14 protein-coding genes are annotated in these 15,758 nt (G+C 70.8%); 8 read left to right on the top strand and 6 right to left on the bottom strand.

The genetic code is table 11. The features are described 5' to 3' along the window. Nucleotides 1–9 precede the first annotated feature (9 nt). From OOK38_RS23690 to OOK38_RS23680, 3 genes are all read left to right on the top strand, one after another. Nucleotides 10–930 (top strand): ABC transporter ATP-binding protein, encoded by a 921-nt coding sequence (locus tag OOK38_RS23690; RefSeq protein ID WP_266757414.1) that lies wholly within the window; start codon nucleotides 10–12, stop codon nucleotides 928–930. Between the two features lie 190 nt (nucleotides 931–1,120). After that, nucleotides 1,121–1,837 (top strand): ABC transporter permease, encoded by a 717-nt coding sequence (locus OOK38_RS23685; protein WP_266765629.1) that lies wholly within the window; start codon nucleotides 1,121–1,123, stop codon nucleotides 1,835–1,837. Between the two features lie 58 nt (nucleotides 1,838–1,895). Further along, nucleotides 1,896–2,903 (top strand): heme A synthase, encoded by a 1,008-nt coding sequence (locus tag OOK38_RS23680; protein WP_266757416.1) that lies wholly within the window; start codon nucleotides 1,896–1,898, stop codon nucleotides 2,901–2,903. 24 nt (nucleotides 2,904–2,927) lie between these two features. Here the strand turns inward: OOK38_RS23680 and OOK38_RS23675 are convergent, their stop codons facing one another. The 4 genes from OOK38_RS23675 to OOK38_RS23660 all read right to left on the bottom strand — a co-directional run bounded on the left by OOK38_RS23675 (nucleotide 2,928) and on the right by OOK38_RS23660 (nucleotide 6,476). Next, nucleotides 2,928–3,692 (bottom strand): nucleotidyltransferase domain-containing protein, encoded by a 765-nt coding sequence (locus tag OOK38_RS23675; protein ID WP_266757418.1) that lies wholly within the window; start codon nucleotides 3,690–3,692, stop codon nucleotides 2,928–2,930. A 95-nt stretch (nucleotides 3,693–3,787) separates the two neighbouring features. Continuing rightward, complete coding sequence (locus OOK38_RS23670; RefSeq protein ID WP_266757420.1) at nucleotides 3,788–4,894, bottom strand: amidohydrolase family protein; 1,107 nt, start codon at nucleotides 4,892–4,894, stop codon at nucleotides 3,788–3,790. 144 nt (nucleotides 4,895–5,038) lie between these two features. After that, a complete protein-coding gene (locus OOK38_RS23665; protein ID WP_266757422.1) occupies nucleotides 5,039–5,395 on the bottom strand; it encodes a hypothetical protein in 357 nt (118 codons plus the stop codon). A gap of 127 nt (nucleotides 5,396–5,522) precedes the next feature. Then, the gene (locus OOK38_RS23660) at nucleotides 5,523–6,476 is read right to left on the bottom strand and encodes a heme o synthase (RefSeq protein ID WP_266765630.1); all 954 of its coding nucleotides are present in this window, start codon (nucleotides 6,474–6,476) and stop codon (nucleotides 5,523–5,525) included. 355 nt (nucleotides 6,477–6,831) lie between these two features. Between OOK38_RS23660 and tkt the strand changes: the two genes are divergently transcribed. Genes tkt through pgl form a run of 5 tightly spaced genes read left to right on the top strand, consistent with a single transcriptional unit; the run spans nucleotide 6,832 to nucleotide 13,444 of the window. After that, a complete protein-coding gene (gene tkt, locus OOK38_RS23655) occupies nucleotides 6,832–8,919 on the top strand; it encodes a transketolase (RefSeq protein WP_266757424.1) in 2,088 nt (695 codons plus the stop codon). Between the two features lie 35 nt (nucleotides 8,920–8,954). After that, complete coding sequence (gene tal, locus OOK38_RS23650; protein ID WP_266757426.1) at nucleotides 8,955–10,073, top strand: transaldolase; 1,119 nt, start codon at nucleotides 8,955–8,957, stop codon at nucleotides 10,071–10,073. A 1-nt stretch (nucleotide 10,074) separates the two neighbouring features. Continuing rightward, nucleotides 10,075–11,601 carry a glucose-6-phosphate dehydrogenase gene (gene zwf / locus OOK38_RS23645; protein ID WP_323178849.1) on the top strand — a complete coding sequence of 509 codons (1,527 nt, stop codon included), beginning with the start codon at nucleotides 10,075–10,077 and terminating at the stop codon, nucleotides 11,599–11,601. Next, complete coding sequence (opcA, locus tag OOK38_RS23640; protein WP_266757430.1) at nucleotides 11,598–12,665, top strand: glucose-6-phosphate dehydrogenase assembly protein OpcA; 1,068 nt, start codon at nucleotides 11,598–11,600, stop codon at nucleotides 12,663–12,665. Before zwf ends, opcA begins: the two co-directional genes overlap by 4 nt. Further along, nucleotides 12,662–13,444, top strand: coding sequence for a 6-phosphogluconolactonase (gene pgl / locus OOK38_RS23635; protein ID WP_266757432.1), 783 nt, complete (start codon nucleotides 12,662–12,664; stop codon nucleotides 13,442–13,444). The genes opcA and pgl overlap by 4 nt, the downstream gene beginning before the upstream one ends. 115 nt (nucleotides 13,445–13,559) lie before the next feature. Here the strand turns inward: pgl and OOK38_RS23630 are convergent, their stop codons facing one another. Next, entirely contained in the window at nucleotides 13,560–14,399 is an 840-nt protein-coding gene (locus OOK38_RS23630) for a carbohydrate ABC transporter permease (protein ID WP_266757434.1), read from the bottom strand. Beyond that, entirely contained in the window at nucleotides 14,396–15,754 is a 1,359-nt protein-coding gene (locus tag OOK38_RS23625; protein WP_266757436.1) for an ABC transporter permease subunit, read from the bottom strand. Before OOK38_RS23625 ends, OOK38_RS23630 begins: the two co-directional genes overlap by 4 nt. Between the last annotated feature and the right edge of the window lie 4 nt (nucleotides 15,755–15,758).

Raw genomic sequence — 15,758 nt, 5'->3', positions numbered from 1 at the left:
TTGCGCCTCATGCGAAGCGAGCCCGTGGTCCAGGTCCAGGCCCTGGTGAAGCGGTACGGCACGAAGACCGCGGTGGACGGCCTCGACCTGGCGGCCACGGCGGGCATCACCGCCGTACTCGGACCCAACGGCGCCGGCAAGACGACCACGGTCGAGACCTGCGAGGGGTACCGGAAGCCGGACTCCGGCACCGTGCGCGTCCTGGGCCTCGACCCGGTGAGACAGTCCGGGGAGCTGCACACCCGCATCGGCGTGATGCTCCAGTCCGGCGGCGTCTACTCGGGCGCCCGGGCGGACGAGATGCTCCGCCACGTCGCGAAACTGCACGCCCATCCCCTGGACGTCGACACGCTCATCGAGCGGCTCGGCCTGGAGGGCTGCGGCCGGACGACGTACCGGCGTCTGTCGGGCGGCCAGCAGCAGCGCCTCGCGCTCGCCATGGCGGTCGTCGGCCGCCCCGAGCTGGTCTTCCTGGACGAGCCGACCGCCGGCCTCGACCCGCAGGCCCGCCACGCCACCTGGGACCTGGTCCGCGACCTGCGTTCCGACGGCGTCTCCGTGATCCTCACCACGCACTACATGGACGAGGCCGAGCAGCTCGCCGACGACGTCGCGATCATCGACGCGGGCCGGGTCATCGCCCAGGGCTCCCCCGAGGAGCTGTGCCGCGGCGGCGCGGAGAACACCCTGCGCTTCAGCGGCCGCCCCGGTCTCGACGTGAACTCCCTGCTGAAGGCCCTCCCGGCGGACTGCACGGCGGCCGAGCTGACACCGGGGGCCTACCGCGTGGGCGGCAAGGTCGACCCGCAGCTGCTGGCGACGGTCACGTCCTGGTGCGCCCAGCACGGCGTCATGCCGGAGAAGATCTCGGTCGAACGCCACACCCTGGAAGACGTCTTTCTCGAACTGACCGGCAAGGAGCTGCGCTGATGAACGAGGCTCGACCGCAGACCGGCCGGGGGTCCGGGGGTTGCCCCCCGGAAGGGCACAGCCTCGAACTGACCGGCAAGGAGCTGCGCTGATGACGCAGGCACAGCTTGGAACCGACCGGCAAGGAGCTGGGTCCGTGACCACCGCCGGCACGTACACCCCGAAGCCGGGTGCCGCCCCGCTGCCCCGCATGATCGGCGCGCAGGCCGCGCTCGAGACGAAGATGCTGCTCCGCAACGGCGAGCAGCTCCTCCTCACGGTCATCATCCCGACGCTCCTGCTCGTCCTGTTCAGCTCGGTCGACATCATCGACACCGGCAAGGGCGAGGCGGTCGACTTCCTCGCGCCGGGCATCCTGGCGCTCGCCGTGATGTCGACGGCGTTCACCGGCCAGGCGATCGCCACGGGCTTCGAGCGCCGGTACGGCGTCCTGAAGCGGCTTGCCGCCTCCCCGCTCCCCCGCTGGGGTCTGATGACCGCGAAGACGGCGTCGGTCCTGGTCACGGAGATCCTTCAGGTGGCCCTGCTGACCGTGATCGCCTTCGCGCTGGGCTGGTCGCCGCACGGCAACCCGCTCGCCGTCCTGCTCCTGCTGATCCTCGGCACCGCGGCCTTCTCCGGACTCGGCCTGCTCATGGCGGGCACGCTGAAGGCCGAGGCGACGCTGGCCGCCGCCAACCTCGTCTTCCTGCTGTTCCTGGTCGGCGGCGGGGTGATCGTGCCGATGGACAAGTTCCCGGCGGGCGTCCAGGACGTTCTCGGTCTGCTGCCCATCTCGGCGCTCTCCGACGGACTGCGGGACGTGCTCCAGCACGGCGCCGGGACGCCCTGGGCCGACCTCGGGATCCTGGCCGTCTGGGCGGTCGTGGGACTCGGCGCGGCCGGCCGGTTCTTCCGCTGGGAGTGACCGAACGCACTGCCGCGGGGCGGACCCTCGTGAAAGCGTGCACAAGCGGCCCCCTACGATGGTGCGCGTGCCGAACCTGACCCGAGCCGACGCCCTCAGCGCGGTGCGCAGCCCTCTCGCCTTCATCGCCGAACGCTGGACCCCGACCTCCCGGACGGTGCGGCGCGCGGCCCTGTCCGCGCTCGTCATGGCGGTCGTCATCGTCGTCACCGGCGGTGCCGTGCGGCTCACCGGCTCCGGCCTCGGCTGCCCGACCTGGCCCAAGTGCACCGACGACTCGCTCACGGCGACGAGCGCGATGGGCTTCCACGGCGCCATCGAGTTCGGCAACCGCATGCTGACGTACGTCCTGTGCGCCGCCGTCGGATGGGCGATCATCGCCGCCCGCTCGCAGAAGCCGTGGCGGCGGAGCCTCACCCGGCTGGGCTGGGCCCAGTTCTGGATCGTCATGAGCAACGCGATCCTCGGCGGCGTCGTCGTCCTGGTCGGCCTGAACCCCTACACGGTCGCCGCCCACTTCCTGCTCTCCACCGCGCTCATCACCGTCGCCGCGCTCCTGTGGCAGCGCACCCGCGAAGGGGACGCGGCAGCGCGTCCGCTCGTCGGCAAGTCGGTGCAGCAGCTCGTGTGGTTCCTGGTCACCGCCGCCGTCCTGCTCATCGCGGTCGGCACGGTCGTCACCGGTGCCGGCCCGCACGCGGGCGACTCCAGTGAGGTCGCCCGCATGGCCGTCAGCTGGGAGAACGTCACCAAGCTGCACGCCGTGCTGGCCTGGATCGTCGTCACGCTGACCTTCGCCCTCTGGTTCGTCCTCAAGGCGGTGGACGCTCCCGTCGGTCCCCTGCGGCGCACCCGTGACCTGTTCCTGATCCTGCTGTCCCAGGGCGTCATCGGCTACGTCCAGTACTTCACCGACCTGCCCGAGGCTCTGGTCGCCCTGCACATGCTCGGCTCCTGCCTGGTGTGGATCGGGGTGGTGCGCGTCCTGCTGGCCCTGCGCGAGCGTCCGGAGGTCGTGGCGGACCTGCCGGGTCCCGCGACGCAATCGGCGCTCACCCGCGCGTAGCCCCCGAATCGGCGGAATCGGCGCTCACGCGCGCGTGGCCCCCGCGTGGGCGGTCACCAGGCCGTCGATCGCGGGACCGAGGAAGTTCCTGGTCAGCTCGCCCCTGCGGTGCGCCCACCCCGGTGTCGGCGGCGCGGGATTCCCGTAGCGCCGTTCCCTGATGTCGTCGACCACCTCCACCGGCGCCCCGAGCCCGGGGAGCAGGTCGAGGGCCTCTCCCTTGGAGATCAGCCGCCCGTCCCGCAGCGTCACCGTCGCCCGCGCGAAGGTGATCGTGCCCAGGCAGACCCACACGTCCCGTGTCCACAGCGCGGCCTTGTCCACCGCGGGGCGCCAGAACTCCTTCTGGTCCCGGACGACGAAGGCGCGCAGCTCGGGGTCCGGGACCGGCGGCAGCAGGTCCGCCGGCGGTCCGCCGTGCAGGACGCGTCCGAAGGCGTGCAGCTCACGGCGGGTGACCGGGGTGACCGGCCGGCGCATCAGACCGTTGTGGGCCCAGGTGATGTACGACGTCCCGGCGTCGGCCGCCGTCCCGGGCGTCGGATAGCTGCAGTGCAGCTGCCCGGCCAGCGGCTCGTCGGCACGCAGCCGCCGGTGCAGCCGGACCAGTTCGCGTACGGTGCCGAGCCGGAGGGGGTCGTCCAGCACGGCGATCAGGTCGAGATCGCTGCGTCCCTCCTGGTAGTCGCCGCCGGCCAGCGACCCATGGGCCCACACGGCGACCGGGTCGAGGGCGCGCAGCTCGGCGACGAAACGGTCGAGCAACCGGGCGGTGGCTTCGTCGGTCATCCGCACAGTCTGTAGCCGCCCGGCACTCCGGTGAAGGGGGCACGCGGCGGTTCCCGCGACCACGCCCGCCAGGGCGCCCACCGAGGGCCGTCGCCTCACTCCAGCGCGTACACCCGCCGCGCGTTCCCCGCCGCGATCAGAGCCGCGACCCGCTGCGCGTCGGCCAGCGACCACGCCCCTTCAGCGACCCAGTTGCCGAGCACCCGTGCGAGCGCCTCGCGGAAGAGGCGTGCTCCGATCACATGGAGTTCGGGCAGGCCATGTGCTCCGCTGGAGAAGAGGAGCTTGCCGAAGGGGGCCAGTTCCAGGATCTCGGCGAGGACGGCCGCCGCCCGCGCGCCGGTGCGGACGAGGGCGGCGCCCAGGTCGGCGTACACGTGCGGGAACACTCCGGCGAGGTGGGCCGCGTGCCGGTGGTACGGGTAGCCGTGCAGGAGGACCAGGTCGGTGCCGAGGCCGGCCGTGGCGCGGGCGAAGTCGGTGAACAGGACGGGGTCGGTGCGGTCGATGCGCAGGCCGGGCTCGCCGAGTCCGGCGTGCAGCTGGAGGGGCAGGCCGGACGCGACGGCGATCCACAGCAGATGGCGGAGCAGAACGGGGTCGGTGAGGGTGCCGCCCACCCGGCGGCCCGCCAGCCAGCGGCCCGCCGCGCCCCGTACCTCCCCCGGCCCCGGCGGTGCGGGCGCCAGTGCCAGGCCGTGCCGCGCGCCCGCCACGGAGGTGAAGGCCACGGCGGTCGCGGCGGCCCCGTGGACGGACTCGGCGAGATTGGCGAGAAAGGACTCGACCGTTCCGGAGGTGTCGGCGACCTGTTCGGCGAGCAGTTCCAGACGGACGATCTCGTGGGCCCCGGCGGCTCCCGTGGAGGCCATCTCGTCCGGCCCGGTCAGGTCGCCGGGCAGTCCGGTGTCGACGAGATACGTGGTGATGCCGCTGCCGCGCAGCAGTCGGCGGCCCGATTCCAGTACGCCGAGTTCGCGGCGCCGGGCCAGATAGCGGGCGGGCGTGCAGTGCGGTTCGAGCCCGAGCAGGGGAGGACACCAGCGTCGTACGGCGAACCCGGTCTGGGTGTCGAAGAAGGTGGTGCCGGGGGCCGGGGGCCCCTCGGTTCTGGCGAGGTGGGCCTCGAACGTGCCGAGGCCCAGCTCCGTCCGCAGTACGCCGTGGCAGTACTGGTCCACCAGGGACGGCGTTTCGATCATCCGGACTCCCCGCGACTGGACCGTTCCTTTTCAGGTCCTAACGGTTGAGCCGGGTGTCAGGTGTTGGTCCCGCACACCCCGTGCGAACAGCCGATGATTGTCGGCCGTCCGTGCGACGGGTGACCCGTCGCGCGCCGGAGAGCGTCAGCCGTTCGAGGGTCCTCCGACCTGGATGCCCGCCATGCGCTTCCACTCGTACGGGCCCGTCTTCACCTTGGCCGCGAACTCACCGTCGAACGCCTCGTGAACGGTGATCCCGGCCTTCGTCACAGCGCTCTCGGCGATCTCGTAGCTGTCCGCCACGATGTCGCCCCAGCCGCCGTCCTCGCCGACGAGCACGATGCGGGCGCCGCGCTGCCCGATGTAGGCGACCTGCGCCTCGGCCCCGCCGTGCGCCTTGGAGAAGGCGGCGATCCGCTGGGCGAGCTTGGCTGCGGCGCGCTCGGCCTTGGGGTCCTGGACGGCGCCGGGGGTCTCGTCGTTCTGCTGGGTGTCTGCCATGGCCAGGATGCTACCGACGGGTAGATCAATCGGCGACGGGAGGGGTGCGTGGCTTTGACCACGCTCCCCGGGGCTCTCGGCCCCGCTCGGGCAGCGGGCACCCCCACCACCCAGCGGCAAGCCGTGTCTAACGGAGGAAGGGGTCCACCGCGACGGCCACGAAGAGGATCGACACATAGGTGATCGACCAGTGGAACAGCCGCATCTCCTTGAGCTTGCCGCCCGTCGCCTCGGACTTGGCACGGTTCTGCAGGCCGTGCGCCTCCCACAGCCAGAACCCGCCCGCGCCGAGCGCGACCACGGTGTAGAACCAACCCGTGTAGCCGAGCGGGGTGAGCAGCAGCGAGACCGCGACCATCACCCAGCTGTAGATGACGATCTGGCGGGCGACCACCTTGTTGCTCGCGACGACCGGCAGCATCGGCACGCCCACGCGCGCGTAGTCGTCCCTCACCTTCATGGACAGCGGCCAGTAGTGCGGCGGCGTCCAGAAGAACATGACGAGGAAGAGGATGACCGGCGCCCACGACATGGAGTTCGTGACCGACGACCAGCCGATGAGCACGGGCAGACAGCCGGCGATGCCGCCCCACACGATGTTCTGCGACGTACGGCGCTTGAGGATCATCGTGTAGACGACGACGTAGAAGAGGAGCGCTCCGAGCGACAGCCAGGCGGACAGCCAGTTGACGGCGAGACCGAACAGCAGGGTCGACACGACGGCCAGGGCGATACCGAAGGCCAGGCACTCACGGGGGCTGACCATGCCGGTGACCAGCGGGCGCTGCGAGGTGCGCTCCATGAGGGCGTCGATGTCGCGGTCGATGTACATGTTCAGCGCGTTGGCGCCGCCCGCGGACAGATACCCGCCGAGGCAGGTGAGGAGGACCAGCGTCAGGTCGGGCACGCCCTGCTCGGCAAGGAACATCACCGGAACGGTGGTGATCAGCAGCAGTTCGATGATCCGCGGCTTGGTCAGCGCCACGAACGCCTTGACACGGGCCCCGAATGGCCGCTGGCCCCGGCTGCTGCTCGTCCCGAGCACACCGGCTGGACGGGATTCGACGGCCGTCACGCACACCCCTGACAGAGACATCCCAGCAAGCCTCCGGGTGTGAACTCCCCGTAAAGGCTCGCGCGTACCACGCCACTGTAGACGTTGCCCAGACCCCGGCATTCGCGGGGGTGGGCTCGTGTTGAGCGGCGCCGCTGGAAGAGCCGGTCGCCACTCGATTGAGCACTCGGACGAGCGGCTCCGTATTCACGTGTCGAACACGGAACGTCCCAGTCGGGAGGCGGATCCCGACGAGTCCCGGCAGTCTGGAATGACTCGAAAAAACGCACGTACTTACGGGGGTAGGCTCGACAACGGCCGGGGCGCCCAGTGCACCGGCAATTCGACATGTGTGACATGTGGAGAGGAGCCCTGACCCAGGGTGAGCACCAAGCCGACCACAACAGACCTCGAGTGGACCGAGTTGGACCAGCGGGCCGTCGACACCGCCCGCGTCCTGGCCGCCGATGCCGTACAGAAGGTCGGCAACGGCCATCCCGGTACGGCCATGAGCCTGGCGCCCGCCGCCTACACCCTCTTCCAGAAGGTGATGCGGCACGACCCGGCGGACACCGACTGGGTTGGACGCGACCGCTTCGTGCTGTCCGCCGGCCACTCGTCCCTGACCCTCTACACCCAGCTCTACCTGGCCGGGTTCGGCCTGGAGCTGGCGGACCTGGAGTCCTTCCGGACCTGGGGCAGCAGGACCCCCGGTCACCCCGAGTACGGTCACACCCCCGGCGTGGAGACCACGACCGGTCCGCTCGGCCAGGGTGTCGCCAACGCGGTGGGCATGGCGATGGCCGCCCGCTACGAGCGTGGCCTGTTCGACCCGGACGCGCCGCAGGGCGAGTCCCCGTTCGACCACTTCATCTACGCGATCGCCGGTGACGGCTGTCTCCAGGAGGGCATCTCCGCGGAGGCCTCCTCCATGGCCGGGCACCAGAAGCTCGGCAACCTGGTCCTGCTGTGGGACGACAACCACATCTCGATCGAGGGCGACACCGAGACCGCGGTCTCCGAGGACACGGCCAAGCGCTACGAGGCCTACGGCTGGCATGTGCAGCGCATCGCCCCGAAGCCGGACGGCGACCTCGACCCGCACGCCATCTGCAACGCCATCGAGGCCGCGAAGAAGGTGACGGACAAGCCGTCGTTCATCGCGATGCGCTCGATCATCGCCTGGCCCGCCCCGAACGCGCAGAACACCGAGGCCGCGCACGGCTCGGCGCTCGGCGACGACGAGGTCGCGGCCACCAAGCGCGTCCTCGGCTTCGACCCGGAGAAGTCCTTCGACGTCGCCGCCGAGGTGCTGGCCCACACCCGCCAGGCCCTGGACCGGGGTGCCCAGGCCAAGGCCGAGTGGGAGAAGGGGTACGCCGCCTGGCGCACCGCCAACCCGGAGCGCGCCGCCGAGTACGACCGCATCGCCGCGACCGAGCTGCCGGCCGGCTGGGAGGAGAAGCTCCCGGTCTTCGAGGCGGGCAAGGGTGTCGCCACCCGTGCCGCGTCCGGCAAGGTGCTGCAGGCCCTCGGCGCGGTCATCCCCGAGCTGTGGGGCGGCTCCGCCGACCTGGCCGGCTCGAACAACACCACCATCGACAAGAACAGCTCCTTCCTCCCGGCGGACAACCCGCTGCCGGAGGCGGACCCGTACGGCCGCACGATCCACTTCGGCATCCGCGAGCACTCCATGGCCGCGGAGATGAACGGCATCACGCTGCACGGCAACACCCGCGTCTACGGCGGCACCTTCCTGGTGTTCTCCGACTACATGCGCAACTCGGTCCGCCTGTCGGCCCTGATGCACCTGCCGGTGACCTACGTCTGGACGCACGACTCGGTCGGCCTCGGCGAGGACGGTCCGACGCACCAGCCGGTCGAGCACCTCGCCTCGCTGCGCGCCATCCCCGGCCTCAACGTCGTCCGTCCCGCGGACGCCAACGAGACGGCGATCGCCTGGCGCGAGATCCTCAAGCGGTACACCAAGGTGTTCGGCAAGGGTGCCCCGCACGGTCTCGCGCTGACCCGCCAGGGCGTGCCGACGTACGAGTCGAACGAGGACGCCGCCAAGGGCGGTTACGTGCTGTTCGAGGCCGAGGGCGGCTCGCCCGAGGTCATCCTCATCGGCACCGGCTCCGAGGTGCACGTGGCCGTCGAGGCGCGCGAGCAGCTCCAGGCCGCGGGCATCCCCACACGGGTCGTGTCCATGCCGTGCGTGGAGTGGTTCGACGAGCAGGACCAGGGGTACCGGGACAGCGTCCTGCCGCCGTCGGTGAAGGCCCGCGTCTCGGTCGAGGCGGGAATCGGTCTCACCTGGCACCGATTCGTCGGGGACGCCGGACGCATTGTTTCGCTGGAGCACTTCGGCGCTTCCGCGGACGCCAAGACGCTGTTCGCCGAATTCGGTTTCACTGCCGAGAACGTCGCCGACGCCGCCCGGGAATCGATCGCCGCAGCCCAGAGCTGACGCTGAACATACGACACGTAGGAGATGGAATTTCCATGACAGACGCACTCAAGCGCCTCTCCGAGGAAGGCGTCGCGATCTGGCTGGACGACCTGTCGCGCAAGCGGATCACGTCCGGCAACCTCGCCGAAGTGATCGACCAGCAGCACGTCGTGGGCGTCACCACCAACCCGTCGATCTTCCAGAAGGCGATCAGCAGCGGAGACGGTTACGAGCAGCAGGTCTCCGAACTCGCCGCCCGCAAGGTCACGGTCGAAGAGGCCATCCGCATGATCACCACGGCGGACGTCCGCGACGCCGCCGACATCCTGCGCCCCGTCTTCGACGCGACCGGCGGCCAGGACGGCCGGGTCTCGATCGAGGTCGACCCGCGCCTGGCGCACAACACCACGGCGACCATCGCCGAGGCCAAGCAGCTGGCGTGGCTGGTGGACCGCCCGAACACCCTGATCAAGATCCCGGCCACCAAGGCGGGTCTGCCGGCGATCACCGAGGTCATCGGCCTCGGCATCAGCGTCAACGTCACGCTGATCTTCTCGCTCGCGCGCTACCGCGAGGTGATGGACGCCTTCCTCGCGGGCCTGGAGAAGGCCAAGGAACGCGGCCTGGACCTCTCGAAGATCCACTCCGTGGCGTCCTTCTTCGTGTCCCGCGTGGACACCGAGATCGACAAGCGGCTCGACGCGCTCGGCACCCCCGAGGCCAAGGCCGCCCGCGGCAAGGCGGGCCTCGCCAACGCCCGGCTCGCCTACGAGGCGTACGAGGAGGTCTTCTCCTCCGACCGCTGGGCCGCCCTCGACCGGGCGCAGGCCAACAAGCAGCGTCCGCTGTGGGCCTCGACCGGCGTCAAGGACCCGGCGTACAAGGACACCCTGTACGTCGACGAGCTGGTCGCGCCGAACACCGTGAACACCATGCCGGAGGCCACGCTCGAGGCCACCGAGGACCACGGGCAGATCACCGGTAACACCATCGCCGGCACGTACGAGCAGTCCCGCGCCGAGCTCGACGCCGTCGAGAAGCTCGGGATCGCCTACGACGACGTGGTCCAGCTCCTCGAGGACGAGGGCGTCGACAAGTTCGAGTCCTCCTGGAACGACCTGCTCAAGTCGACCGAGGCGGAGCTTCAGCGCCTCGCCCCTTCGGAGGGCTGAAATCTTGTCGAGCAGCAACCCGCTGCGTGACCCCGCAGACCGACGGCTCCCGCGTATCGCGGGGCCGTCGGGCCTGGTCATCTTCGGCGTCACGGGCGATTTGTCACGCAAAAAGCTGATGCCCGCCGTGTACGACCTCGCCAACCGGGGGTTGCTGCCGCCGGGCTTCTCGCTCGTCGGCTTCGCCCGTCGCGAGTGGGCCCACGAGGACTTCGCCCAGGAGGTCCACGACGCGGTCAAGGAGCATGCCCGCACCCCCTTCCGCGAGGAGGTCTGGCAGCAGCTCGTCCAGGGCATGCGCTTCGTCCAGGGCACCTTCGACGACGACGACTCCTTCGAGCGGCTGCGCTCCACCATCGACGAGCTGGACAAGGCCCAGGGCACGGGCGGCAACTTCGCCTTCTACCTGTCCGTGCCGCCGTCCGCGTTCCCGGTGGTCATCCAGCAGCTGAAGAAGCACAAGCTGGCCGACCAGTCGAACGGCTCCTGGCGCCGCGCGGTCATCGAGAAGCCCTTCGGCCACGACCTCGAGTCCGCCGAGGATCTCAACGCGATCGTCCACGAGGTCTTCGCCCCGGATCAGGTCTTCCGCATCGACCACTACCTGGGCAAGGAGACGGTCCAGAACATCCTGGCCCTGCGCTTCGCCAACACGATGTTCGAGCCGATCTGGAACCGGTCCTTCGTCGACCACGTGCAGATCACCATGGCCGAGGACATCGGCATCGGCGGCCGGGCCGGCTACTACGACGGCATCGGCGCCGCCCGTGACGTCATCCAGAACCACCTGCTCCAGCTGATGGCGCTGACCGCCATGGAGGAGCCCTCGTCCTTCGACGCGGACGCGCTCGCCGCGGAGAAGACCAAGGTGCTCGGCGCGACCAGGCTGCCGAAGGACCTGGGCAAGAGCACGGTCCGCGGCCAGTACGCGGAGGGGTGGCAGGGCGGCGAGAAGGTCGTCGGCTACCTCCAGGAAGACGGCATCGACCCCAAGTCGAAGACGGACACCTTCGCCGCGATCAAGGTGGAGGTGGACAACCGCCGCTGGGCGGGAGTCCCGTTCTACCTGCGCACCGGCAAGCGTCTGGGCCGCCGCGTCACCGAGATCGCGGTCGTCTTCCAGCGCGCCCCGCACTCCCCCTTCGACCACACGGCGACGGAGGAGCTGGGCCAGAACGCGATCGTCTTCCGCGTCCAGCCCGACGAGGGCGTCACGGTCCGCTTCGGCTCCAAGGTGCCCGGCACCTCCATGGAGATCCGGGACGTCTCGATGGACTTCGCCTACGGCGAGTCCTTCACCGAGTCCAGCCCGGAGGCGTACGAGCGTCTGATCCTCGACGTGCTGCTCGGTGACTCGAACCTCTTCCCGCGCACCGAGGAGGTCGAGCTGTCCTGGAAGATCCTCGACCCGATCGAGCGGTACTGGGACAAGCACGGCAAGCCCGCGCAGTACGCCTCGGGCACCTGGGGTCCCGTCGAGGCCGACGAAATGCTCGAGCGAGACGGACGGAGCTGGCGTCGCCCATGAAGACCGATCTCACGGACACCACGGCCAGCAAGATCAACAAGGCGCTCGTGCAGGGCCGCCGCGCCATCGGTACCCCCGCCGTCGGCATGGTGCTCACCCTCGTCATCGTCACCGACGAGGAGAACGCCTACGACGCCCTGAAGGCCGCCAACGAGGCTTCGCGCGAGCACCCCTCGCGCACCCTCGTGGTCATCAAGCGCGTCTCCCGCTCGCCGCGCGACCGCACGAAGTCGCGTCTCGACGCCGAGGTGCGGCTCGGGGCGGAGGCCGGCACCGGCGAGACGGTGGTGCTGCGCCTGTACGGCGAGGTGATCAACCACGCCCAGTCGGTCGTCCTGCCGCTGCTGCTGCCGGACGCGCCCGTCGTCGTCTGGTGGCCGGTGAACGCGCCGCTCGACCCGGCGAAGGACCCGCTCGGCTCGCTCGCCCAGCGCCGCGTGACCGACACCTACGCCGCCGAGGCCCCGGTACGGGAGCTCAACGCCCGTGCCGACGCCTACACCCCCGGGGACACGGACCTGTCGTGGACCCGCATCACACCCTGGCGTTCGATGCTGGCCGCGGCCCTGGACCAGGTCACCTGCGACGTGGACGCGGTCGAGGTGGAGGGCGAGGAGTTCAACCCGAGCTGCGAGCTGCTCGCGATGTGGCTCGCGGACCGGCTGGACGTCCCCGTCAAGCGCTCGCTGTCCTCGGGCCCCGGCCTCACCGCGGTCCGGCTGGACACGAGCTGCGGCCCGATCGTCCTGGACCGCGCCGACGGCACGCTCGCGACGCTGTCCATCCAGGGTCAGCCCGACCGCGCGGTGGCGCTCAAGCGCCGCGACACGGCCGAGCTGATGGCGGAGGAGCTGCGCCGTCTCGACCCGGACGACACCTACGCCTCGGCGCTGCGCTACGGCGTGGACCGGCTGACCGCCGCGGCGCACACCGCCGAGGGCGGGTCCTCGGGCGGTACCGCGACCGCCACCAAGGCGGCGCCGGTCGTCAAGGAGTCCCCCGCGGGGGTGGCCGAGAAGGCGCTCGCCAAGAAGGCCGCGGCGGACAGGGCGGCCGCCGAGTGAACACTCCGCAGCTCGTCGTCCACCGCGACAAGGAACTGATGGCCGAGGCCGCGGCGGCGCGGCTGATCACGAAGATCGTGGACGCGCAGGCCTCGCGCGGCTACGCCTCGATCGTGCTCACCGGCGGGCGCAACGGCAACGGGCTCCTCGCGGCGCTCGCGTCCGCGCCCGCCCGGGACGCCGTCGACTGGGCGCACCTCGACCTGTGGTGGGGCGACGAGCGGTACCTCCCCGAAGGCGACCCCGACCGCAACGACACACAGGCCCGCGCGGCCCTGCTCGACGCGGTGCCGCTGGATCCGGCGCGGGTGCACGCCATGCCGGCGTCCGACGGTCCGTACGGCGTCGATGTGGAGGCGGCGGCGGCGGCGTACGCGGCGGAGCTCGCCAAGGCCGCCGGGCCGGAGAACCACGGTTCGGTTCCCTCCTTCGACGTCCTGATGCTGGGCGTCGGTCCGGACACCCACGTGGCCTCGCTCTTCCCGGAGCTGCCCGCGGTGCGGGAGACGGAGCGGACGGTCGTCGGCGTGCACGGAGCGCCCAAGCCGCCGCCGACCCGGATCTCGCTGACCCTGCCCGCGATCCGCTCCGCCCGCGAGGTGTGGCTGCTCGCGGCCGGCGAGGACAAGGCGCAGGCGGCCGTCATCGCCCTGTCCGGCGCGGGCGAGATCCAGGCCCCGGCCGCCGGAGCCCGGGGCCGCTCACGCACCCTGTGGCTCCTGGACGCGGCAGCCGCGTCCCAGCTGCCACGCTCGCTCTATCCGCCGGCTTCCGCCTGACCGGAGTCGCTCCGTCGAACGCCGGAGAAGCCGATCCTCGGCTTCTCCGGCGTTCGACGTGCGGGGCCCGAGCGGAACTCCGCGAACGGACAGGAGCGAAGCGGCGGGCCCGCCGTCACTTCACCGACCCCGCCATCACCCCCTGGACGAAGTGCCGCTGGAAGGCGAAGAAGACCGCCACCGGAACCACCAGGGACAGGAACGCCCCCGGGGCCAGCACATCGATGTTGCTTCCGAACTGCCGGATCTGTGACTGGAGTTCGACCGTGAGCGGCTGTGCGGAGCTGTCGGCGAAGAGCAGGGCGACCAGCATGTCGTTCCAGACCCAGAGGAACTGGAAGATGGCGAGGCTGGCGATGGCCGGCCGTCCCACCGGGAGCACCAGCCGGGTGAAGATGCGCCACTCGCTCCCCCCGTCCATGCGCGCGGCCTCCAGCATCTCCTTCGGCATCTCCGCGAAGTAGTTGCGCAGCAGGAAGATCGCGAAGGGCAGGCCGTAGGAGACGTGGAAGAGGACGACGCCGGGGATCGTGCCGAACAGCCCGAGCTGCCCGAAGAGTTTGGCCACCGGCAGCAGGCCTATCTGCACCGGCACCACCAGCAGCGCGACCACCAGCAGGAAGATCGCGTCGCGCCCCGGGAAGTCCAGCCAGGCGAAGGCGTATCCGGCGAGCGCGGCGATGACGACGACGAGGACGGTCGCCGGGACGGAGATCAGGACGGTGTTCCAGAACGCCTGTGTCATCCCCGCGTTGCCCAGCAGGGCGGAGTAGTTGTCGAAGGACAGCTGCCCGGGGCTCTTCAGCGCGGTCCACCAGCCGCCCCGCGCGGTGTCCTGGGCCGACCGCAGCGAGGACAGGAACAGGCCCGCGAGCGGGGTGAGCCACACCAGGCCCACGACGACGAGAAGCGCCTGCACCAGGCTGCTGCCGAGCCCTCGCCTGAGCGCGTTCATCGGTGACTCCCTCGGAAGCGGCGGACGTTGAAGACCATGGCGGGGATCACCAGGAGCAGGAGCAGGACACCGAGGGCGCTGCCGAGGCCCTGGTTGTTGCCGCCGCCGAACGACACCAGCCACATCTGGGTGGCGAGTACGGTGGCGTCCTCCTGCACCGGGCCCGGCGCGATGATGTAGACGAGGTCGAAGACCTTCATCACGTTGATGACGAGGGTCACGAAGACGACGGTCAGCACCGGTGCGAGCAGCGGGACCGTGATCCGGCGGAAGATCTGCCACTCGTTCGCCCCGTCCATCCGGGCCGCCTCCAGCGCGTCACGCGGCAGCGCGGCGAGCCCCGCGCCGATGAGCACCATGGCGAAGCCGGTCCAGATCCACAGGTAGGCGCCGATGACGGCCGGCGTGACGAGCGCGGGTCCCAGCCAGGACACGCCCTCGTACGGCGGGGCGAAGTTCGACGCGGGCAGCCGCACGGTGTACGGGCCCGGGCCGAGGTCCTGGAAGCGGAAGGAGCCGTCGGCCGCGGTGGTGGTGCTCGCGACCGCGTGACCGTCCCGTACCGCCTCGACCGTCATCTCGGGCAGTCCGTTCTCCCTCCGGTCGGCCTTGCCCTGCTCCCCTCCCCCGCCACGGGTGAAGTCCAGGTAGACGGCACCGCGCAGTTCGTCGGACGCCGCCGGGTGCCGGGCGGCGGCGTAGGCGGGCAGCGCGCCCTGCGGCAGGTCCTCGGGGAGTACGCCGACCAGGCCGAGGGCGACGGTGTGGCCGGGCGACGTGGGAGCGGTCGTGCCGTACGAGCCGTCGGTGCCCTTGGTGAGGCCCTGGCCGTCGCGGGCGCGGGCGGTCGGGTACGTCGAGGTTCCCGTGAAGGCGTCGTGCACGGAGACGGCGGCGGCGTTCAGCACGCCCTTGTCGGGGTCCTCGTCGTAGGCGAGCCGGAAGATGATGCCCGCGGCGAGGAAGGAGACCGCCATCGGCATGAAGAGCAGCAGCTTGAACGCCGTCGCCCAGCGCACCTTCTCGACGAGGACGGCGAGGACGAGGCCGAGACCCGTGAGCAGGGTCGGTGCGACGACCACCCAGATCGCCGTGTTGCGGACGGCCTTGATCGTGGCGGGGTCGCGGAACATCTCGGTGTAGTTGTCACCGCCCACGAACCGGGTGCCGGAGGCGTCGAAGAAGCTGCGGCCCACGGAGAACAGCACGGGGTAGACGACGAGCGCGCCGAGCAGGAGCAGGGCAGGGAGGGCGAAGGCGAGGGCGACGATCCGGCCGCGCCGCCGGGCCCGCCGCCGGCGGTCGGCCATGCTGACCGGCGGCGGGCTCGCCTCTTTGAGGAGTGTGGCGGTCATGGTG

The sequence above is a fragment of the Streptomyces sp. NBC_00568 genome, from assembly GCF_026341855.1.
In the GTDB taxonomy this organism is placed as follows: domain Bacteria; phylum Actinomycetota; class Actinomycetes; order Streptomycetales; family Streptomycetaceae; genus Streptomyces.
This window is presented reverse-complemented; position numbering and strand designations above follow the sequence as displayed.